Genomic DNA, 20659 nt, shown 5'->3' on the forward strand with positions numbered 1-20659 from the left:
CGCACCGGTCGCGCCACGGCGGCAGGCGTCGGCATCAGGCGTTCCACCACACGTGCTCGGCGAACATGAAGCCCATCATCCCGCCGGTCGGCACCGAGCCGAGGCCCGCGAGCCGCTTGTCGTACCCGTCGAGGAAGCTGATGAACGCCGGAATGCCGACCCGGCCCTGCTGCGCGACGATCGCCTGCATCTCGCCGTACATCTGCTTGCGCTTCGCGTCGTCGGTCTCGGAGCGCGCGGCGAGCAGCAACTGGTCGAACTTCGTGTTCTTCCAGCCCGACTCGTTCCACGGCGCATCCGACTTGAAGAACTGCGTGAACAGCACGTCGGCGCTCGAGCGCGGGTTGATGTTGCCGAAGCCGAGCGGATGCTTCATCCAGTGGTTCGACCAGTAGCCGTCGGGCGACACGCGGTTCACCTGCAGGTTCAGTCCGATCTTCTGGCCGGCCTGCTGCAGCAGCACGGCCATCTCGATCGACCCGTTCGCATCCGACGTCGCGTAGATCGGCGGCAGCGCGGCGCCGAGCGCACCGGCCTTCTGGAACAGGAACTTCGCCTTGTCCGGATCGTGCGGGCGCTGCGGCAGCGACGCATTGAAGTAGCGATGCCCCGGCGGGATCGGCTGGTCGTTGCCGATCACCGCGTAGCCGCGGAACACCGCCGAGCGGATCTGCTCGCGATCGAACAGGTACTTCATCCCCTCGACGAAATCGGGATGGGCGGTGATCGGGTTTTCGCTGCGCATGATCAGGTCGGTATAGAGCCCCGACTTGGTTTCCTTCAGCGCATAGCCGGGCGTCGACGCGACCCGCTGCGTCGAGCGCGGGTCGATCGAGTTGATCAGGTGCACGTCGCCCGACAGCAGCGCGTTCAGGCGCGCGGCGCTGTCGCTGATGCCGATCAGCTCGATCTCGTCGAGGTACGGCATCCCGGGCTTGAAGTAGCTGTCGTTGCGCACGCCGACGGTCGATACCCCCGGCTTGAACGACTTGAGCTTGTACGGCCCGCAGCCGATGCCGGTCGAGAAGTCGGTCGTACCGTCCTTGACGATCACGAGCTGCGGCGTCGCGAGGATCACCGGCAGGTCGGCGTTCGCGCTGGCGAGCGTGAGCGTGACCTCGTCCGGACCGCTCGCCTTCACGTCGGCGAACTGGTCGGCGAGCGTCTTGACCTTCGATGCGGTGGCCGCGTTCTTGTGGCGCATCAGCGAGAACACGACGTCGGCCGGCCCGACCGGCTTCCCGTCGTGGAACGTGACGCCCTTGCGCAGCTTGACGATCCACGTCTTCGCGTCGGTCGTCTGCAGCGACTCGGCGAGATTCATCTGCGGCGTCAGGCTCGCATCGAGCTGCGTGAGGCCGCTGTAGAACATGAAGAAGCGAATGTAGTCGGCGCCGGTCGAGCCCTTGGCCGGATCGAGCGTATCGGCCGTCGAACTGGATTCGTTCGCGACCCGGATCTTGCCGCCGCGCTTCGGCGCCGGCGCGGCGAACGCCGACTGCGCATGCATCAGCAGCCCGCCGCCGCCGACGGCCATCATGCCGCTCGCCGCCATGACCCGCATCATGTCGCGGCGCGTGAAACCGCCCTTGTCGATATCGTCGTTCATCCGAACTGCTCCTGACTGTGGAAAGTGGGTCCTGGGGTCCAGCGTGGTTCGATCATCCCGTTGCGCCCGCCTGCTGGTGGCCGGCGCAACGTCTTGCACATGAAGTTCATTTAAGCATCGCCAAAATGCGGGTTGTCGCGATTCGGGGCGGCCGCACGACACGAATCAACCGTTTTGGGTAGGCTGCGCAGCATGAATTGCTGCGTGCGTATACGTCACGTCACGCCGCGTCACGCCACGCCCCGCCGCGTCACGCCGTTTGGCCGACACCGTGCCGCGATGGCCGTGCCGACCCGCGATGCCCCCGCGCCGCCGCGCCGGCCTCGCATGAAAGTTCAGACGATAGCCGGCGCCCGACGCGACCGATCCGGGCCCCGACCGCGACGCGGGCGGCTTGCCCGGCGCCGCGCCCGCGCGTATCGACCGCCGGGCGGCGACGCAGGCGATCCCGGCCGGTTCGACGGCGCGCCGCGCGGCCGATACGCCGCCTACAGCCCGAGCTGCGTCGCGAGATGGCCGATGTCCGACACCTCGTAGTAGTTGTAGAACGGCGTGCCCGGCTCGTGGCCGCGGTTGACGAACGCCTTGTGCTTGATCCCGAGATCCTCGGCCGTCATCAGGTCGTAGCGCAGGCTCGACGACACGTGCAGCACATCCTCCGGCTGGCAGCCGAGCTGGCCGAACATGTATTCGAAGCCCTGCATCCGCGGCTTGTACGACTGCGCCTGTTGCGCGGTGAACACCGCATGGCACGGCGCGCCGAGCTTGTCGACGTTGCTCATGATCTGGTCGTCCGATGCGTTCGACAGGATCACCAGCTTGTATTTTTGGGCCAGTCGCGACAGGCCCGCGGGCACGTCCGGATGCGGGCCCCAGGTCGGCACCGCCAGATAGAAGCTTTCCGCCTCGGCTTCGTCGAACGTCACGCCGAGCCTGTTGCAGGTGCGGCGGATCGCGTTGACGACGACATCCCGGTACGGCTTCCATGCACCGAGCACCTCGTCGAGGCGATAGGCGGCGAACGCGCGCACGAACGCCTCGAGCGCGACCGGCGACAGCCGGTCCGCGTAAACCTCGCGCGCCATTTCCGCCATCCGGAAGCGGGTGAGCGTGCCGTAGCAGTCGAACGTGATGAACTTCGGTTCAAATTGGATCATGGTGACGTCCTGTCGGTGTGAAGCCCCGGCAGGGCCGGGGACGGGCTGGGTTGTATGAAATTGAATCAGGGCAAAAAATCCGCCGCGCGTCGTTCGATGCCGCTCAAAGCGCAGAATCGCCGCGTGTTGCGCGCCTCGCACGGCACGATCTGCGGTGGCCTTCATGGGGCGCACGGGTGGATGCGTGATGCGTGGCCACTTCGGCGCCTTGCTTCAATCGTATTGCGTTCGAACCGCAGAAACTGCCGGAATGACGGGTCGGGCCGGCACGAACCGCGCGTTCCCGCGCGCCGCTCAGGCCGGTTTGCGTCGAACTCGCCCGACCGGCCGCGTGCACCGGAAAACAGGCGAATCGTCCTATCCGCACCGCCGTGTCGCTGGCACAGTGGGCGCATCGTTCCCACTCATCCGGAGTCCGGCGTGTCCGACCTCAATCCTTCCAGCACGCTTACCTATCGCCCGTTCGCCGAAGCCGACCTGCCCGCCGCGCATCGGCTGTCGGAGGCAGTCAAGTGGCCGCACCGGCTCGACGACTGGCGCTTCGTGTTCCAGCTCGGCGGCGGCTTCGTCGCCGAGGACGAAACCGGCATCGTCGGTACCGCACTGGGCTGGCGCTTCGGCGAAGCGCACGCGTCGCTCGGCATGGTCATCGTGTCGCCCGAGCGCCAGGGCCGCGGCATCGGGCGCGAACTGTTTTCCCGCGTGCTCGACAGCCTCGGCTCGCGAACCATTTTTCTGCATGCGACGCCGGCGGGCGAACCGCTGTACGCGAAGTTCGGATTCGAAGCGATCGATACGATCGATCAGCACCAGGGCGCCGCGTTCCAGCCGCCGCTGATATCGCTGCCGCCCGGCGAGCGCCTGCGGCCCCTCGGCGCAAACGACGGCCCGCGGCTTGCCGCGCTCGCGTCGCGGGCCGCGGGCTATCGACGCGACGCGGTGATCGAGGCCCTGCTCGGCGTCGCGAACGGCATCGCACTCGACCGTGACGGCGAACTGCTCGGCTTCGCGCTGTTTCGCCGTTTCGGCCGCGGCCACGTGATCGGCCCGGTGGTCGCACCGGACACGCTGCGCGCACAGGCGCTGATCAGCCACTGGCTCGCGCTGCATGAAGGCATGTTCGTGCGGCTCGACGTGCCGGGCGACAGCGGGCTATCCGACTGGCTGCAAGGGCTCGGGCTGCCGCGCGTCGATACCGTCGTCGCGATGGCGCGCGGGGCGACGCCCGAACGCGACCCCGCGCTGCGCGCGTTCGCGATCGTCAGCCAGGCGCTCGGCTGAACGGCACGCCCGATGAGCTTCCTCTACAAGGCCGACCCGGTGCGCGGCACGCAATGGGCGCAGCGCTTCGCGCAACAGGCGCCCGACCTGGCGTTCCGGATCTGGCCGGACATCGGCGATCCGCACGACGTCCGCTACCTCGCCGCATGGCAACCGCCGGACGATCCGGCCGCGCTGCTGCCGAACCTCGAGGTCGTGTTCTCGGTCGGTGCAGGCATCGACCAGTTCGACCTGTCGCGCGTGCCGGCTCACATCCCGGTCGTGCGGATGATCGAGCCCGGCATCGTCGAAGGCATGGTCGAGTATGTGACGCAGGCCGTGCTGACGATCCACCGCGACCTGTTCGACTATGCGGCGCAACAACGCGCGCAGGTGTGGCGCGAGAAACCGGTGCGCGCGGCCGCGTCGCGGCGCGTCGGCGTGCTCGGGCTCGGCACGCTCGGCCAGGCCGTGCTCGATACGCTGCGGCGCTTCGGGTTCCCGTGTGCCGGCTGGAGCCGCACGCCGCGCACGCTCGACGGCATCGACTGCTACGCGGGCGACGCGGCGCTCGACGCGTTCCTGGCCCGCACCGACCTCCTGATCTGCCTGCTGCCGCTCACCGACAGCACCCGCGGCCTGCTGGGCACGCGCGTGTTCGATGCGCTGCCGGCCGGCGCGTCGCTCGTGCAGGCCGGGCGCGGGCCGCAGCTCGATGCGGCCGCCCTGCTCGCCGCGCTCGACAGCGGCCGGCTCGACAGCGCGATCCTCGACGTGACGGACCCCGAACCGTTGCCCGCCGGCCATCCGTTCTGGACGCATCCGCGGATCCGGATCACGCCGCACATCGCGAGCGCAACGCGGCCCGATACCGCGGTGGACGCCGTGCTCGCGAACCTCGCGCGGCATCGCGCGGGGCAGCCGATGATCGGCGTCGTCGATCGCGCGCGCGGCTACTGACGCGCGCCTCCGGTGCGGCGGGGTGCGCAGCAGAAAATGCCGAAGCACCCCGTGCAAACGCCGTATCCATACGTTTCGGGCAGCGAATTGAAGGCACAGGCGAATGGCTCGCCCGGTAGCATGAACTCACCGCTGACACCCGACGAGAGTCCCGCCTTCCCATGAACCACGCCACGCTGATCGAAGCCGATCGTCAACACCTGATCCACCCCGTCGTCAACTATCGTGCGCACGAGGCGCGCGGCGTCACCGTGCTCGAATCCGCCGAGGGCGTGTTCCTGCGCGACGCCGACGGCCATACGCTGCTCGACGCGTTCTCTGGCCTGTGGTGCGTGAACGTCGGCTACGGCCGCGCCAGCATCGTGAAGGCCGCCGCCGAGCAGATGGCGAAGCTGCCCTACGCGACCGGCTATTTCCATTTCGGGTCGCGGCCGGCGATCGAGCTTGCCGAACGGCTCGCGGCGCTCGCGCCGCCGTCGCTGAACCGTGTGTACTTCACGCTCGGCGGTTCGGATGCGATCGACTCCGCGGTGCGCTTCATCACGCACTATTTCAACGCGACCGGCCGGCCGTCGAAAAAGCAGATGATCGCGCTCGAACGCGGCTATCACGGTTCGTCGACGATCGGCGCCGGCCTCACCGCGCTGCCCGCGTTCCATCGCCATTTCGACCTGCCGCGCGCCGATCAGCACCACATCCCGTCGCCCTACCCGTACCGCCATCCGCTCGGCGACGATCCGCAGGCGCTGATCGCCGCGTCGGTCGCCGCGCTCGAAGCGAAGGTGGCCGAACTGGGCGCGGACAACGTCGCGGCATTCTTCTGCGAGCCCGTGCAGGGCTCCGGCGGCGTGATCGTGCCGCCGGCCGGCTGGCTGAAGGCGATGCGCGACGCGTGCCGGCGCCTCGGCATCCTGTTCGTCGCCGACGAGGTGATCACCGGCTTCGGCCGGACGGGCCCGCTGTTCGCGTGCGAAACCGAGCGCGTCGAACCCGACCTGATGACCGTCGCGAAAGGCTTGACCGCCGGCTATGCGCCGATGGGCGCGGTGCTGATGTCCGACGAAATCTACGAGGGGATCGCGGGCAGCCGCGCCGAATCGGCCGTGGTCGGCCACGGCTACACGTATTCCGCGCATCCGGTCAGCGCGGCGATCGGCCTCGAAGTGCTCAAGCTCTATCACGAAGGCGGGCTGCTCGCGAACGGCCAGGCGATGGCGCCCCGCTTTGCCGCCGGCCTCGACGCGCTGCGTGCGCATCCGCTCGTCGGCGACGCGCGCTCGGTCGGCCTGCTCGGCGCGCTCGAGCTGGTGGCCGACAAGGCACGCAAGACGCGCTTCGACCCGGCACTGAACGTGCCGGACAGGATTGCCGCCGCCGCGTATGCAAACGGCGTGGTGTTCCGTGCGTTCGGCGACGGCGTGCTCGGTTTCGCACCGGCGCTGAGCTTCACCGCGGGCGAGTTCGACCTGCTGTTCGAGCGCGTGCGCAAGACGCTCGACGACGTGCTGGCCGAACCCGGCGTGCAGCGCGCGCTCGACGCCGCACACGCGCAGCCGGCATGAGCGCGACAAGGGTAAGCGGGGCTTGTGACGGCCCCGGTTCGACTCTAAAGTAACCGGACATTCCATTTTTGCCCTCTCACGGACCATGACGGACAGCAAGCTGGATCGCATCGACCTGCGCATCCTCTCCCAGTTGCAAAAGCGCGGCCGCATGACCAACGTCGAACTGGCCGACGCGGTCGGGCTGTCGCCCAGTCCCTGCCTGATCCGCGTCAAGCGGCTCGAGAAGGCCGGCTACATCGGCGGTTACGGCGCGCACATCCAGCTCGAGAAACTCGGCGACGTGCAGGTCGTATTTACCGAGGTCACGCTGGCCGACCACCGGCGCGAGGACTTCGACCGTTTCGTCGCGGCGATCCGCAATGTCGACGAGATCGTCGAGTGCCATCTCGCAAGCGGCGGCTACGACTATCTGCTGAAGTTCATCACGCGCAGCGTCAGCCATTACCAGACGATCATCGAGGGCCTGCTCGAGCAGAACATCGGCATCGAGAAGTATTTCAGTTACGTGATCATCAAGTCGCCGTTCGTCAAACGGCACTATCCGCTCGAATCGCTGTTCGGCGACCGGCATTGACGGACAGCGTGCGGCATCCACGAACGCGGCAGCCATGCCGTCCGCGTGGAGTCGTCGCGCGCCCGCGCCGCCGCGCACCGCCGCCGAACCGCTTCATCCAAGGACCTGTCATGCCACTCACGCTGTCCCGCTCCGAACTCCTGCGCACCGCCAACCTGATCGACGGCGCCTGGCGCGATGCGCTCGACGGCCGCCGCTTCGCCGTCACCGATCCGGCAACGCTCGACACCGCCGCTGAAGCACCCGACAGCGGCGCCGCCGACGCCCGCGCGGCGACCGACGCGGCCGCGCGCGCGCTGCCCGCCTGGCGCGCGACGCCCGCTCGCGAACGGGCGGCGATCCTGCGCGCTTGGCACGCGGCGATCGTCGCGCATACCGAGGATCTCGCGAAGCTGATGTCCCGCGAACAGGGCAAGCCGCTCGCCGAAGCGCGCGGCGAAGTCGCCTACGGCGCGTCGTACGTGCTGTGGTTCGCCGAGGAAGCGACGCGCACGTACGGCGACCTGATTCCGCAGCAGCAGCGCGGCAAACGCCTCGCCGCGGTCAAGGAGCCGATCGGCATCGTCGCCGCGATCACGCCGTGGAATTTCCCGCTCGCGATGATCGCGCGCAAGATCGCGCCCGCACTCGCGGCCGGCTGCACCGTGGTCGCGAAGCCGGCGGAGGACACGCCGCTGACCGCGCTCGCGCTCGCGTTCCTCGCGCAGGAAGCGGGCGTGCCGGCCGGCGTGCTGAACATGATTTCCGCGTCGCGCGAGCGCGGCATCGATGCCGTGGCCGACTGGCTCGCCGACAGCCGCGTGCGCAAGATCACGTTCACCGGATCGACGCTCGTCGGCAAGCTGCTCGCGCGCGAATCGGCCGCGACGCTGAAGAAGCTGTCGCTGGAGCTCGGCGGCAACGCGCCGTTCATCGTGTTCGACGACGCGGAGCTCGACGCGGCAGTCGACGGGCTGATGGCGGCCAAGTTCCGCAACGGCGGCCAGACGTGCGTGTCGCCGAATCGCGTGTACGTGCAGGCCGGCGTCTACGATGCATTCGCCGCGAAGCTCGCGGCGCGCGTCGCCGCGTTGAAGGTCGCGCCGGCGACCGACCCGGCCGCGCAGATCGGTCCGATGATCAACGCGCGCGCGGTCGACAAGATCGCGCGCCACGTCGGCGACGCCATCGAGCGCGGCGCGCGCGTCCTGGCCGGCGGCAAGCGCCTGCCCGAACTCGGCCCGAACTTCTACGCGCCGACGGTGCTCGCCGACGCCACCGCCGCGATGCAACTGAACTGCGAGGAAACCTTCGGCCCGATCGCCGCGCTGTTTCGCTTCGATACCGAGGACGAAGCCGTCGCCGCCGCGAACGACACGCCGTTCGGGCTCGCCGCGTATTTCTACACGCAGGACGTGCGACGCATCGCGCGCGTGTCGGCACGGCTCGAAACGGGCATCGTCGGGATCAACGAAGGCGCGCTCGCGAGCGAGGCCGCACCGTTCGGCGGCGTGAAGGAATCGGGCTATGGCCGCGAAGGTTCGCGCTACGGCCTCGACGACTACCTGTCGATCAAGTACCTGTGCCAGGGCGGGCTCGACTGACATTGCGCGGATGCGTGCAACGCCGGCAAGGCAGGATCGCGGGAATCATGGACAATACTGCGCATCTGAGATGCGGAGGCTTGCCCGTGGGGATCAACTTCGATTTGAACGACTTGCAGGCGTTTCGCGCGGTCGTGGAAACGGGCAGTTTCCGCAAGGCCGCGGAGACGGTGAGCATTTCCCAGCCGGCGTTGAGTCGCCGGATCGACAAGCTCGAGGAGGCGCTCGGCGTGCGTCTCTTCGAGCGCACCACGCGCCGCGTCACGCTCACCACGGTCGGCCGCGTGTTCGCCCAGAGCGCCGAACAACTGCTCGACGATCTCGACGCCGCGCTGCTCGGCATTCGCGACGTGTCGTCGAGCCGCCTGGGCCATGTGACCATCGCGTGCGTGCCCTCGGTGGCCTACTACTTTCTGCCCGCGATCATCGCGCGCTATCATCAGCGCTTTCCGCGCATCCGGGTCAAGCTGCTGGACGCTGGCGCGAACGAGGTGCTGGGCGCCGTCATCAGCGGCGAGGCCGACTTCGGCGTGAGCTTCATCGGCAGCCAGGAAGCCGAGATCGAGTTCAAGGTGCTGCTCCAGGAGCGCTTCGTCGCGGCGTGCCGCCGAGACCATCCGCTCGCGCGCAAGAAGCGCGTGACCTGGAACGAACTGTACGAGCACGATTACGTGGCGGTGGACAAGACGTCCGGTAACCGTCTGCTGCTCGACCAGGCGCTGGCCGCCGTGGCGCCGCGCGGGCCGAGCGTGTGCGAAGCACGCCACGTGACGACCCTGCTCGGATTGATCGAGGCGGGGCTCGGCGTCGCCGCGGTGCCCTCGATGGCGATGCCCGGGCACGACCATCCCGTTCTCACGAGCGTGCCGCTCGTCGAGCCGGTCGTCAAACGGCGCGTGGGCATCGTCAAGCGGCGCGGACGTCCGCTCACGCCGGCCGCCGAAGCGTTTCATCGGATGATCGTCGACGCGAAGCGCGGCGGCATCGCGAGCAGCGGTGCAGCGGCATGACAACGACAGGAAAGACCCGAAGGAAGATCGTCCCGTGAGGTTGGCCAGGCTGCTCAAATCGCTCTATGTGCAGGTGCTGCTTGCGATGCTGCTCGGCGTGAGCGTCGGTCACGCATGGCCGGGCGCAGGCGCCATGCTCAAGCCCCTCAGCGATGCGTTCGTCGGCCTGGTGCGGATGACCATCGCGCCGATCGTCTTCTGCACGATCGTCTCGGGCATCACGTCACTCGCGGACGGGAAGGCAATCGGCCGCACGATCGTTCGGGCCATGGCGCTCTTCTATTCGCTGACCGCCGTCGCGCTCGCGATCGGGCTCGTCACCGCGTTCGTGCTGCGACCGGGCGCCGGCCTGCACATCGACGTGCACCATCTCGATTCGAGCATCCTCGCGCAGTACGCGAAGGACGCGCAGCCACGCGGGCTCGTGGCGTTCGGGTTGAGCGTGATTCCCGATACGATGCTTGGCGCGTTCGAGAAGGGCGAGGTGTTGCCGGTACTGCTGCTGTCGCTGCTGTTCGGTTTCTCGCTGAACGCGCACCGGACGGCCGGCCGGCCCGTTCTTGCGCTGATCGACGGGGTCGCCCAGGTCGTCTTCCGCGTGCTTGCGATGATCATGCGGCTCGCGCCGCTCGGCGCATTCGGCGCGATGGCGTTCACAGTGGGCCGCTTCGGTATCGGCTCGGTCGGCTCGCTGGCGAAGCTGATGCTGTCCTTCTACGCGGCATGCGCGCTGTTCGTCGCGTTGGTGCTCGCACCGCTCGCGCGCCTGCACGGCTTCGCGCTGTGGCGGCTGTTGCGCTACCTGCGCGAAGAGCTGCTCATCGTCCTCGCGACGTCCTCGTCGGAGCCCGTTCTGCCGCGCCTGATCGTCAAGCTGACGTCGCTCGGTTGCGACCGGGGCGTCGTCGGGCTCGTGCTGCCGGCGGGCTATTCGTTCAACCTGGACGGCACCGCGATCTACCTGACGCTTGCCGCGTTGTTTATCGCGCAGGCGTGCGACGTGCCGCTTTCCGCGTCGCAGATCGCGATGATGCTCGCCGTCATGCTGCTTACGTCCAAGGGCGCGGCGGGTGTTTCCGGTAGCGGACTGGTGGCGCTGGTCGCCACGCTCGCCGTCATGCCCGACCTGCCCGTTGCCGGGGTCGCCCTGCTGGTCGGCATCGATCGCTTCATGTCCGAGGCGCGCGCGCTGACGAGCGTGATCAGCAATGCCTGCGCGGTCATCTTCGTGTCGATGTGGGAACGCGCGTGCGATCGCGCGCTTCTTGCGCAGCGGCTCGCCGTGGCCGGTCCAGCCTTCCCGAACGGGGCCGATCAAGGCCGTGTCGCGGCCGATGCCAACGGTAACGGGAAGGCCGCCTGACGCACGCCTTCCCGTCGACCGGATTCAGTGAGCGGCAACGGAATCGAGTCCGGTCGACCTCACGTCCGCCTGCACCTCGGGCGACGCAAGATAGTCGAGCAGCGCCTTCGCTTCCTTCGGGTGCTGCGCACCGACGGGAATGCCGGCGGCGAAGCGCGTGACCGACTGCAGCGATTCGGGAATCTTGCCGACGAAGGTCGCGCCCTTGACCGGCAGCAACTCGCTCACCTGCTGGAAGCCGATTTCGTAGTCGCCGTTCGCCACGACCGACGCCACCGGGATCCGCGGAATCATCTTCGCCTTCGACTTCACCTGATCCTCGATGCCGAGCTTCCTGAACAGCTCGCGTTCGATGTACACGCCGCTCGCGCTGTCCGAATAGGCGATCGACCTGGCGTGCAGCAGCGCCTGCTTCAGCCCTTCGGCGGAGCTGATGTCGGGCTTTGCCGCACCGTCGCGCACGACCATGCCGATGCGCGAATCGGCCAGCTCGACGCGGGATCCGGGGATGACCTTGCCTTGCTTGATCAGGTCATCGAGTGCGTAGCCGACCATGATCACCGCGTCGGCGGGCTCGCCGCGCGCGAGCCGGTTCGGAATCGCTTCGGGCGACTTGCCCATCGACGGACCGAGCGCGGTATCGAGCGTATTGCCCGTCGTCGACTCGAACCGGGGGCCGAGCAGCTTGTAGGCGGCGGTGAAGCCGCCCGAGCTCATCACGTGCAGTTCGGCGGCCTGCACGTTGGTCGCCGCCGCGCTAGCGGCGACGAGCGCGGTCGCACAACATTTCAGAAGCAGGTTTTTCATGGTCATGGTCGTAGGGATTCGCGTGGGTTCGTAGGGTTTTCCGAGCCTGCCGGACGGGCCGGCCATCAATGCGCCGGCGTCAGCGTCGCGGCACGGGGGCGATAGAGCGCGAACGTCGCAAGCAGCGCGCACACCGCAGCGAAGCTCATCCAGTATCCCGGTGCGGCCTTGTCGCCCGTCATGTGAATGAGCGCGGTCGAGATGGCCGGCGTGAAGCCGCCGAACACGGCTGTCGCGAGGCTGTAGGCGAGCGAGAAGCCCGCGACGCGCACCTGCACCGGCATCACTTCCGTGAGCGCGACGACCATCGCGCCGTTGTAGATCCCGTACATGAACGAGAGCCAGAGGAGCACGAGCAGCATGTTGACGAACGACGGCGCGTGCGCGAGCAACGACAGCGCCGGGTAGGCGGTCACGATGGTGAGCACCGTCATGCCGACCAGAAGCGGCCGGCGGCCGATCCGGTCGGACAGCGCACCGCCGATCGGCAGCCACACGAAGTTCGACACGCCGACGCACAGCGTCACGAGCAGGCTGTCGGCGGTGCTCAGATGCAGCACCGTCTTGCCGAAGGTCGGCGCGTAGACCGTGATCAGATAGAAGCTCGTGGTGGTCATCGCGACCAGCATCATGCCGGCCACCACGACGCCCCAATTCCGAACCAGCGTACCGAACACTTCCTTCATGCCCGGACGATGCGTGCGCGCCTTGAACGCCTGGGTTTCCTCCAGATTGCGGCGCAGCATGAAGATGAACGGCACGATCATGCAGCCGACGAAGAACGGCGCGCGCCATCCCCATGCGGCGATGGCCGACGCGCTCAGCCATTGATTCAGTGCAAAGCCCAGGCCCGCCGCGACGACGATCGCGACCTGCTGGCTGGCGGACTGCCAGCTCGTGAAGAAGCCCTTGCGGCCGGGCGTCGCCAGCTCGGCGAGATATACCGATACCCCGCCCAGTTCCGCGCCGGCGGAGAAGCCCTGCAGCAGCCGGCCGAGCAGCACGAGCGCGGGTGCGAGCAGGCCGATCGTCGCGTAGCCCGGCACGAACGCGATCAGGATGGTGCCGCTCGCCATGATGGACAGCGTGACGATCAGGCCCTTGCGGCAGCCGACGTCGTCGATGTACGCGCCCAGCACGATGGCACCCAGCGGCCGCATCAGGAAGCCGGCGCCGAACACGGCGAAGGTCATCATCAGCGATGCGAACTCGCTTTGCGCGGGAAAGAAGACGTTGGCGATCTGCGTGGCGTAGAAGCCGAACAGGAAGAAGTCGAACTGCTCGAGAAAATTCCCGGCTGTGACGCGGAAGACCGCAGCGGCCTTCGAACGTTCGGTCGGAAGGCTGGACGAGGGGTGCATCGGGGTGTCTCCTGAAAATCCAGAAATACGCGGGGGGCGGACGATTGTCGTTTTCCGCCATGTTCGCTTGGCGTCAGGCAAACGATAAGTGCAATTTTTGGAAGGATTGATGTTGATTGGTTATCAATCGGCGCGCGGGCGGCGCACGTGGCGGGACAGGGTTCCGGACGACAGCCCATGAAAAAGGGCCGGTCAGTACCTCGACCGGCCCTGCCATCTACGATCACTGACGATCACTGCCCCGCAGCAGCCTCGATCGCGTCCGTGTCCCACTTCCCGCGTCGCGTTGCCTCGGCCAGCATCCCCAAGGTCAGCGGCCGTCGCTCCGGGTGCCGGAGGCGCTTCACGAGTAGCCCGATGAGTGACGACAGCAGTGCCTGGCCTTCGGGGCCAAAATAGCGCCGGTACGGGAATCCTCGGGCGTCGACGCCGAATGTCGCTGCCCACCGGTCGATGAACTCCACCCCGTCGAGGCCCGTGATGCCGAGATCCTGCTCGAGCCGGGATTCCGGTTGCACGCTCAGCTTGCTGCCGAACACCGGCCGCCCGAGTTCCTCGCGTGTGAAGGCTTCCAGGCGTTCCCAGGTATCGTCTTCCATGGCTCAGAGCACCCGGTCCTCGGGCTTCACGATTCGATTGTAGGTCGACACGGTGTTGTGCGTGATCAGGTAGGCGTCGAGCGCCAGGAATACCTCGCCCACCACGGGGATCGCCCGACCGACCCACGCACCGAGGCGGCGAGTGAAGGCGATCCGAATACCGGACAACCCGCCACCCGTGATCGTCGGCAGGCGAAACGGCAACGTTTGAGGGAGCAACTTCCGAGCGGCAACGGAGGCGCCGGACGTGCCCGGCGTAGCGCCGGCGAACTTGCCGGGGACTGGGACGTCGGCCTGATCGAGAAACATCGCTGACGCAGCGGCGAGATTGTCCAGGCCGAGTTGCTTGCGTGTCTCGTCGAACGCGACCAAGGCAAAGACGTCGACGGGCCGCAAATCCTGCCAGGTGCCGTAGGTGTACCTGTTTTCATTCATTCATTTTTCTCCTGATCCAGCAAGGGCGCTGCTCTCCCAGCGGGTACCCCCTGCGAAGGCGACACTTTACCGCATCGCCTGGAACGGCCCGGGGCCGGGCGCGAGCGGCACGTTCGAGAACGCGGGCTTGTCCGCAGGCCGAGCGTCCCCCCCGACGCCGCCCGACTTGCCGAGCCGCTTCAGCGCCGGCAGCGGGCCGCCCTCGCCGATCGCGATCGTGCCCGCAAGCGCCCGGGTTTCCCGGCCTCCGCCGGCCGCCACACCGTCGGGCCGCCGGATGGCCTTGCTCGATCTCCCCAGGCTCGGTCGCACACGTTTGCGCCCCGGCGCGCGATCGCACGCACGCGGCTGGCCGCCGTGCGGGCCTTGATTTTCAGTTAACCGTGCCGTTAACCCGGATTTGAACCGGGCCGGCGTCATTGCAGCCGGCTTCCCTTACGAGCGCGAGCATGCCCGCATTCACCTCGATCGAGAAAATTGCCGACTGGGCCGGACGTCACCCGCTTGTCGTCGGGGCGGCGGGCACGCTGATGTCGCTTGCCGCACTCGGGATCAGCGCGGCGACTCTGTGGGCCGGGCGAAACGAAGCCATCGAGCATGCGCATGAAACGTCGCGCAACGTGGCAGCCGTGCTGGTGAGCCAGATCGCACGCACCGTCGAAACGTCGAACAACGCGCTGCTCGCACTGGCCTCCGATCTCGGCAATCCCGCGGTGCGGCGCATGGATGCCGGGCTGCGACACGATCTGCTGTTCGAGCGCACCGCGGCCCAATATGTCACCGGCATGGGCGTGACCGACCAGCGCGGCCAGTTGATCGACGGATGCTGCGGCAAGACCCACCGTTGGGATTTCAGCGATCGCGACTACTTCAAGGTCCATCGCGATGCGGACAACGTCGGCCTCTACGTGTCCGAGGTCTATCGCGCGCGCTCGCGCGCCGGCAAGGAATCCATCGCGCTGTCGCGGCGCATCGAGCGGCCCGATCACACGTTCAACGGGATCGCGGTGGTCGCCATCGACCTCGCCTATTTCGATCAGCTGCTGTCCCGCCTCGATGTCGGGCCGAACGGGGTCAGCGCGATCCTGCGCGCGGACGGCTCGATCCTGTCGAGAAATCCGGCGTTGAACGACAACCAGATGAACAACCTGCGTCGCTCGAAATCATTCGAGCGGATGGTGAACAGTGAATCGGGCTTCTATCCCGCGCGCTCGAGCATCGACGGCACCGTGCGGCTGTATACCTACCAGCGGGTGCCGGGCACGCCGCTGATCGCCGTCGTCGCGCCGGCGGAGCGCGACGTGCTGGCGGGCATTACGCGCCTGTCGTGGACGGCCGGCGTATTGGCGACCGTGATCAGCGCGCTGTTTTGCGCGGTGGTATGGCTGCTTGCGTTTGCGCTGCAGGGCAACCTGCGCAAACAGACGCTGCTCACGGATCTCACGCGGACCGATCCGCTGACCGGCCTGTGCAACCGCCGCGCGCTCGATATCGCGCTGGCCGACGAATGGGAACGGCTGCAGCGGAGCAGCAACGGCAGCCTGTCGATCCTGTTCATCGACGCCGACCACTTCAAGCAGTACAACGACCGGTATGGGCATGCGGAAGGCGATACGGCGCTGCGCTTTCTCGCCGACTGCATCCGCACCCATACGCGTCGACGCGGCGATCTCGCCGCCCGGTATGGCGGCGAGGAGTTCGTCGCGGTATTGCCGGATACGGACGAACACGGCGCCGCGCGGGTCGCGGAGGCGATTCGCCGAGAAGTCGAACGCAACCGGCTCGACGGGTTTGCGCAACCTGTTCCAGCCTTCACCGTCAGCATCGGCTGCGCGACCGGCCATCGCGCGCGCCCCGCGTCCGTGCATGCGCTGTCGCGCCAGGCCGACATGGCACTTTATCGCGCGAAGCGCGAAGGCAGGAATCGGGTGTGTTGCGCGGAACCGGAGCAACTCGCTCGCCTGGCTTGACCGGCCACGGATCGGGTCTGCTTTGTTCGGCGGTTGACGACCCGCAAACGATAGTGTCATACGCCAGTCCTCAATTGTTCATGCGCCGTTCCGATAATCAGGAAAACTATTCGATGCCAATAAAACCGGACCTCACCTATGAATGATCGACGATTAACGGTTCGCGCGAAGCTGACCCTGGCTTTCTGCCTCCTGACCTGCATGGTTCTGCTCGTCTCCCTGCTCGGCATCGTATCGCTCGGCAATGCGAACGCGGCATTCGAAAATTTCGTCAATGGCACCAACACCCGCGCCACCCTGGCGGACAAGGTCCGCGTCGCGGTCGACCGGCGCGCGATCGCCGCCCGCAACCAGGTGCTTGCGACCGCGCCGCGCGACGCGGACATCGAGAAGGAAGCGGCGCTGCAGGCCGACCGCGAGGTCGGCGCGCTGCTCGGCGAACTGACGAATGCGGTCCGCGAGGGGAGCGGCGCATCCGACAAGTCCCGCGAGCTGGTCCGGCAAATCGGCGCGGTCGAAGCGCAGTACGGCCCCGTGGCGCGTGCCATCGTCGACGCGGCGGCGAATAATCGCCGCGATCAGGCTATCACGATGATCAACGAACAGTGTCGGCCGCTGCTGGCCAGGCTTGTCGCCGCCACCGACGCCTATGCGACGTACGCCCGCACGCAGGGCGCGCAACGCGTGACGGAATCGGGCGACCGCTATGCATCGCGACGACTGATGCTGATCGTCATGTGTATCGCAGCAGCAGCAGCGGCCGCGATCTCGGGCGTCTTCATCACGCGCGGCCTGCTGCGCTCGCTCGGCACGGAGCCTGCCACGCTCAGCGACATCGCGCGCCGTATCGCCGCCGGCGATCTCGGTACCGAATCATCGGCCAGTGCCGCGCCGGTCGGCAGCGTACTGGCTTCCATGCGGGACATGCGGGCGAACCTGACCCGCCTGATCTCGGAAGTCCGTACCGCATCCGGCAATGTCGCGACAGGCGCCGGCGAAATCGCGTCCGGCAACCAGGACCTCTCCTCCCGCACGGAACAACAAGCCGCCTCGCTGCAGGAGACCGCATCGAGCATGGAGCAGCTGACGTCCACCGTGCGCCTGAACGCCGACAATGCGCAGCAGGCGAGCGGGTTGGCCACCAACGCATCGGAGGTCGCCCAGCGCGGCAGCACGGCAGTCGGCCTGATGGTCGACACGATGACGGACATCAGCGCCAGTTCCACCAGGATCGCCGAGATCACCGGGATCATCGAAGGCATCGCGTTCCAGACCAACATCCTCGCGCTCAACGCGGCCGTGGAGGCCGCCCGCGCCGGCGAACAGGGCCGCGGCTTTGCCGTGGTGGCCAGCGAAGTCCGAAGTCTTGCACAGCGCTCATCGGGCGCCGCGAAGGACATTCGCGAGCTGATCTCGCAATCGGTCCGGAAAATCCAGGACGGCTCGCATATCGCGAACCACGCGGGCGAGACGATGAACCAGGTCACGCATGCGATCGCGCGCGTGACCAACATCATGGGCGAGATCGCTGCCGCGTCGAACGAGCAGAGCCGCGGCATCGAGCAGGTGAATCTGGCGATTACACAAATGGACGAAGTCACCCAGCAGAACGCGGCACTCGTCGAACAGGCGGCCGCCGCATCGAAGTCGCTCGAAGAACAGGGAGGCCGGCTTGCCGAGGCGGTATCGCTGTTCCGGCTGGATACGCGGGCGGCCGGCGCATAACCTCCCCCGCGCGCGTGCCCTCAATGGGTGCATCGAATCCGGCACCCGACATGTTCAGCACCGGAAATTAACCAGATAGTGGGAATTCGCGCGCGCCGAAGCCAACGCGAAACATTTCCTTAACGGCCACGTAACGATCCATCACCACAATTCGCCATCTTCGATCATCAGGATGGAGTCTTGCATGTTTGCATCACGAAGCCGTTTCCCGCTGCACGTTGCAGCGTTGTCGAGTGCGATCGTCCTGGCCGCCTGCGGCGGCGGCGACGATGTCGTGTCGACCGGCACGACGGCCGCAGCCGTTCCGGCGCCGCCCGCCGACCCCGGCTTCGTCGACAGCGCCCCGGTGCCGAGCGTGCCCGCGTTCGTCGACAACATCGCGACCAACCAGCGCGGCGATGTGCGCTATGCGACGCTGTCGACCAACGCCGCGGTGCGCGTGGTGAGCCGCTTTCTCGATCTCTGGCAGCCGTCGACGATGCTGGTCGACGCGGGCGTGAGCGCGCCGGCGAACGGCGCGTTTCCGGCCATCTCGCCGTCCACCTGCTCCGGGCTGCCCGGCAGCGGCGCACCGTGCGGCACGATCCTGAACGACACCGTGCTGTCGGCCAACGTGCAGTACGTGATCAACGCGACGACCGCCCGCACGCCGCAGCAGGCCGATGCCGCGTACTACGACGACCGGCGCGGCAAGGGCTTCAGCGTGACCGACGGCATGGGCCCGCTCACGGCGGCGTGGCGCACCGCGGCCCAGCAGACGACCAGCATCACCAGCATTCCGGCGGACGCGACGTCGGTGCTCTACAACGACTCGGGCAACAACGTCGGCGTGGGCAGCAGCACGAACGCGAACTTCGGGAAAGTCGTCGACCTGCTCAACGAAATGGGCAACAACGCGTCGACCGAACCCGCCAAGCGCTTCTACAAATATGCGCGCCCGTACCGCTGGAGCACGAGCGTGGTGGTCGCGCCGACGCTCGTTCCGGCTGAAAGCACGACGCCCGCGACCGACGGCGGCTTCATCAGCGGCCACGAGGCGGAAGCGATGCGCGATGCGACGACGATGGCGTGGCTCGTGCCGGAACGCTTCCAGGAAATGGTCAGCCGCGGCCTCGAACTCGGCGAGAACCGGATCCTCGCCGGCATGCACTCGCCGCTCGACGTGATCGGCGGCCGCATGCTCGCGCTGGCCGTCAGCGCGGCGAACCTGACCGCGTACGCCAGCGACGCGCAGGCCGCCTACACGCAAGCCCACCAGACGCTGGAACAACTGACGGGGACGACCGCCACGACGTTCTCCGCATTCGCGCACACCGGCACGGCGGCAACCGACCGGTTCGCCGACTACGCGACGAACAAGGCCGCATTCCTGCGCCGCCTGACGTTCGGCTTCGGCGCGATCGAATCGACGGACGCGCCGCCGGTCGTGCCGAAGGGCGCCGAGATCCTGCTGCAGACGCGCTTCCCGTACCTGAGCGCCGACCAGCGGCGCGTCGTGCTGAAGACCACCGAGTTGCCGTCCGGCTATCCGGTCATGGACGATGCGGAAGGCTGGGGGCGCCTGAACCTGTTCGCGGCAGCCGACGGCTACGGCGCGTTCAACGGCAACGTGATCGTGTCGATGGATGCGTCGCAAGGCGGGCTCAATGCGGCCGACCTGTGGCGCAACGACGTCGCGGGCGCCGGCAAGCTGACGCTGCAGGGCAGCGGTACGCTGACGCTGGCGGGCAACAACCGCTACACGGGCGGCACGCAGGTGAGCGGCGGCACGCTTGCGGCTGCGTCGACGACGGCGTTCGGCACAGGCGACGTGTACGTCGGCCCGGGCGGCAGCGTGAGGATCGCGGCCGGCGCGCCGGTGACGATCGCGACCCGCTACACGCAGCTCGACGGCACGACGCTCGAACTCGACATCGACGGCAACGGCGGCGGACGCCTGCGCGTGGGCGGCCCGCTCACCGTCGCGGGCGGCACGCTGCACGTGAAGTTCGTGAACGACTACGCGCCGAAGGCCGGCGACACCATCGCGCTGATCGACGGCGCGGCGGCTGCCGCGAAGTTCTCGACGGTGACGGTCGACGGGTTCAAGGCAACGCCCGTTTATACCGCGACGGGCGTGTCGATCACGCTGTCGGCGGCGTAGCCGGCATCGGCCGTCGATCCGGGCGGCTTCGACAGCGACTTCAGGACCGCGCGGGGTCGATCGTGCGGCGGCGCAAGAAACCGTGCCGTTCGCCCGGGACACGCTGGATTCGCCGCCCGATCGGTCATACGGGCCGGTTCGCGCAGTCGAACGCACGGCATGCGAAGTCCGCTGCCGGCCCCGTGCACCGCTCGGCTCGCGCGTCGCAAGCGTCGTCTTTCAGCGCGCCCTGGCAGGCTCGGCATCGTGCGTCGACGCCCCTTCCCGCTCGATCCGCTCGACGGCGCGCGCGAGCCGAATGATGTCGCTCAGCGCGAAATCGACCGCATCGGGCCGGGAACGGCCACACTCGTCGGCGATACGCATCGCGAATGCGAGCGCTTCGGAACGCTCGCGCAGCAGCGCCCGCAGCGCATCCGCGATGACCCGCCGGTCGCGCGGATCGCCGAGGCCCAGCACGGGGTCGACACGCGGTTCCCCGTGCGTTGCCTGCGCCGGCGTGAAAACGTCCGGCACGCGTATCGTGTTTCTATCCATG

The 20659-nt window shown here is 67.7% G+C and carries 18 protein-coding genes; 10 read left to right on the plus strand and 8 right to left on the minus strand.

The window, feature by feature from the left end:
* Positions 1-34: 34 nt before the first annotated feature.
* Together ACPTTC_RS38510 and ACPTTC_RS38515 are read right to left on the minus strand one after the other, a co-directional pair.
* Positions 35-1609 (minus strand): ABC transporter substrate-binding protein, encoded by a 1575-nt coding sequence (locus tag ACPTTC_RS38510; protein ID WP_423396470.1) that lies wholly within the window; start codon positions 1607-1609, stop codon positions 35-37.
* Between the two features lie 488 nt (positions 1610-2097).
* Positions 2098-2766 (minus strand): haloacid dehalogenase type II, encoded by a 669-nt coding sequence (locus ACPTTC_RS38515; RefSeq protein WP_423396471.1) that lies wholly within the window; start codon positions 2764-2766, stop codon positions 2098-2100.
* A 420-nt stretch (positions 2767-3186) separates the two neighbouring features.
* Between ACPTTC_RS38515 and ACPTTC_RS38520 the strand changes: the two genes are divergently transcribed.
* The 7 genes from ACPTTC_RS38520 to dctA all read left to right on the plus strand — a co-directional run bounded on the left by ACPTTC_RS38520 (position 3187) and on the right by dctA (position 11081).
* On the plus strand, positions 3187-4047 hold the full coding sequence (locus ACPTTC_RS38520) for a GNAT family N-acetyltransferase (protein WP_175951868.1): 861 nt from the start codon (positions 3187-3189) through the stop codon (positions 4045-4047).
* Between the two features lie 12 nt (positions 4048-4059).
* On the plus strand, positions 4060-4986 hold the full coding sequence (locus ACPTTC_RS38525) for a 2-hydroxyacid dehydrogenase (protein ID WP_423396472.1): 927 nt from the start codon (positions 4060-4062) through the stop codon (positions 4984-4986).
* Between the two features lie 161 nt (positions 4987-5147).
* Positions 5148-6548, plus strand: a complete 1401-nt coding sequence (locus ACPTTC_RS38530; RefSeq protein ID WP_423396473.1) for an aspartate aminotransferase family protein — start codon at positions 5148-5150, stop codon at positions 6546-6548.
* 85 nt (positions 6549-6633) lie between these two features.
* Positions 6634-7125 (plus strand): Lrp/AsnC family transcriptional regulator, encoded by a 492-nt coding sequence (locus tag ACPTTC_RS38535; RefSeq protein WP_226199818.1) that lies wholly within the window; start codon positions 6634-6636, stop codon positions 7123-7125.
* A 110-nt stretch (positions 7126-7235) separates the two neighbouring features.
* Positions 7236-8708: an NAD-dependent succinate-semialdehyde dehydrogenase gene (locus ACPTTC_RS38540; RefSeq protein WP_423396474.1), complete on the plus strand. Its 1473-nt coding sequence runs from the start codon at positions 7236-7238 to the stop codon at positions 8706-8708.
* An 86-nt stretch (positions 8709-8794) separates the two neighbouring features.
* A complete protein-coding gene (locus ACPTTC_RS38545) occupies positions 8795-9718 on the plus strand; it encodes a LysR family transcriptional regulator (RefSeq protein WP_423396587.1) in 924 nt (307 codons plus the stop codon).
* Between the two features lie 34 nt (positions 9719-9752).
* A complete protein-coding gene (dctA, locus tag ACPTTC_RS38550; protein ID WP_423396475.1) occupies positions 9753-11081 on the plus strand; it encodes a C4-dicarboxylate transporter DctA in 1329 nt (442 codons plus the stop codon).
* 24 nt (positions 11082-11105) lie between these two features.
* On the opposite strand, the gene ACPTTC_RS38555 is transcribed toward dctA, so the two are convergent.
* The 5 genes from ACPTTC_RS38555 to ACPTTC_RS38575 form a co-directional block, all read right to left on the minus strand.
* Positions 11106-11888 (minus strand): substrate-binding domain-containing protein, encoded by a 783-nt coding sequence (locus ACPTTC_RS38555; protein WP_423396476.1) that lies wholly within the window; start codon positions 11886-11888, stop codon positions 11106-11108.
* A gap of 65 nt (positions 11889-11953) precedes the next feature.
* Complete coding sequence (locus tag ACPTTC_RS38560) at positions 11954-13249, minus strand: MFS transporter (RefSeq protein ID WP_423396477.1); 1296 nt, start codon at positions 13247-13249, stop codon at positions 11954-11956.
* 233 nt (positions 13250-13482) lie between these two features.
* Complete coding sequence (locus ACPTTC_RS38565; protein WP_226199804.1) at positions 13483-13848, minus strand: DUF1493 family protein; 366 nt, start codon at positions 13846-13848, stop codon at positions 13483-13485.
* Positions 13849-13851: 3 nt separating this feature from the next.
* Positions 13852-14283 (minus strand): STM2901 family protein, encoded by a 432-nt coding sequence (locus ACPTTC_RS38570; RefSeq protein ID WP_423396478.1) that lies wholly within the window; start codon positions 14281-14283, stop codon positions 13852-13854.
* 66 nt (positions 14284-14349) lie between these two features.
* Entirely contained in the window at positions 14350-14595 is a 246-nt protein-coding gene (locus tag ACPTTC_RS38575; protein ID WP_423396479.1) for a hypothetical protein, read from the minus strand.
* 137 nt (positions 14596-14732) lie between these two features.
* Between ACPTTC_RS38575 and ACPTTC_RS38580 the strand changes: the two genes are divergently transcribed.
* The 3 genes from ACPTTC_RS38580 to ACPTTC_RS38590 all read left to right on the plus strand — a co-directional run bounded on the left by ACPTTC_RS38580 (position 14733) and on the right by ACPTTC_RS38590 (position 20121).
* Positions 14733-16253: a diguanylate cyclase gene (locus ACPTTC_RS38580; protein WP_423396480.1), complete on the plus strand. Its 1521-nt coding sequence runs from the start codon at positions 14733-14735 to the stop codon at positions 16251-16253.
* Between the two features lie 138 nt (positions 16254-16391).
* The gene (locus ACPTTC_RS38585; RefSeq protein WP_423396481.1) at positions 16392-17978 is read left to right on the plus strand and encodes a methyl-accepting chemotaxis protein; all 1587 of its coding nucleotides are present in this window, start codon (positions 16392-16394) and stop codon (positions 17976-17978) included.
* Positions 17979-18162: 184 nt separating this feature from the next.
* Positions 18163-20121, plus strand: coding sequence for a phosphatase PAP2 family protein (locus ACPTTC_RS38590; RefSeq protein WP_423396482.1), 1959 nt, complete (start codon positions 18163-18165; stop codon positions 20119-20121).
* A 219-nt stretch (positions 20122-20340) separates the two neighbouring features.
* Here the strand turns inward: ACPTTC_RS38590 and ACPTTC_RS38595 are convergent, their stop codons facing one another.
* Positions 20341-20658 (minus strand): hypothetical protein, encoded by a 318-nt coding sequence (locus ACPTTC_RS38595; RefSeq protein ID WP_423396483.1) that lies wholly within the window; start codon positions 20656-20658, stop codon positions 20341-20343.
* Position 20659: the final 1 nt, after the last annotated feature.

Source organism: Burkholderia mycopellens, from assembly GCF_964265025.1.
Taxonomy (GTDB): Bacteria; Pseudomonadota; Gammaproteobacteria; order Burkholderiales; family Burkholderiaceae; genus Burkholderia.

Excerpts from the sequence above, each read along its gene's own strand:
- ACPTTC_RS38510 (WP_423396470.1), bottom strand. The coding sequence starts at position 1,609 with ATGAACGACGATATCGACAAGGGCGGTTTCACGCGCCGCGACATGATG.
- ACPTTC_RS38515 (WP_423396471.1), bottom strand. The coding sequence starts at position 2,766 with ATGATCCAATTTGAACCGAAGTTCATCACGTTCGACTGCTACGGCACG.
- ACPTTC_RS38525 (WP_423396472.1), top strand. The coding sequence starts at position 4,060 with ATGAGCTTCCTCTACAAGGCCGACCCGGTGCGCGGCACGCAATGGGCG.
- ACPTTC_RS38530 (WP_423396473.1), top strand. The coding sequence starts at position 5,148 with ATGAACCACGCCACGCTGATCGAAGCCGATCGTCAACACCTGATCCAC.
- ACPTTC_RS38535 (WP_226199818.1), top strand. The coding sequence starts at position 6,634 with ATGACGGACAGCAAGCTGGATCGCATCGACCTGCGCATCCTCTCCCAG.
- ACPTTC_RS38540 (WP_423396474.1), top strand. The coding sequence starts at position 7,236 with ATGCCACTCACGCTGTCCCGCTCCGAACTCCTGCGCACCGCCAACCTG.
- ACPTTC_RS38555 (WP_423396476.1), bottom strand. The coding sequence starts at position 11,888 with ATGAAAAACCTGCTTCTGAAATGTTGTGCGACCGCGCTCGTCGCCGCT.
- ACPTTC_RS38560 (WP_423396477.1), bottom strand. The coding sequence starts at position 13,249 with ATGCACCCCTCGTCCAGCCTTCCGACCGAACGTTCGAAGGCCGCTGCG.
- ACPTTC_RS38565 (WP_226199804.1), bottom strand. The coding sequence starts at position 13,848 with ATGGAAGACGATACCTGGGAACGCCTGGAAGCCTTCACACGCGAGGAA.
- ACPTTC_RS38570 (WP_423396478.1), bottom strand. The coding sequence starts at position 14,283 with ATGAATGAAAACAGGTACACCTACGGCACCTGGCAGGATTTGCGGCCC.
- ACPTTC_RS38580 (WP_423396480.1), top strand. The coding sequence starts at position 14,733 with ATGCCCGCATTCACCTCGATCGAGAAAATTGCCGACTGGGCCGGACGT.
- ACPTTC_RS38585 (WP_423396481.1), top strand. The coding sequence starts at position 16,392 with ATGAATGATCGACGATTAACGGTTCGCGCGAAGCTGACCCTGGCTTTC.
- ACPTTC_RS38590 (WP_423396482.1), top strand. The coding sequence starts at position 18,163 with ATGTTTGCATCACGAAGCCGTTTCCCGCTGCACGTTGCAGCGTTGTCG.
- ACPTTC_RS38595 (WP_423396483.1), bottom strand. The coding sequence starts at position 20,658 with ATGGATAGAAACACGATACGCGTGCCGGACGTTTTCACGCCGGCGCAG.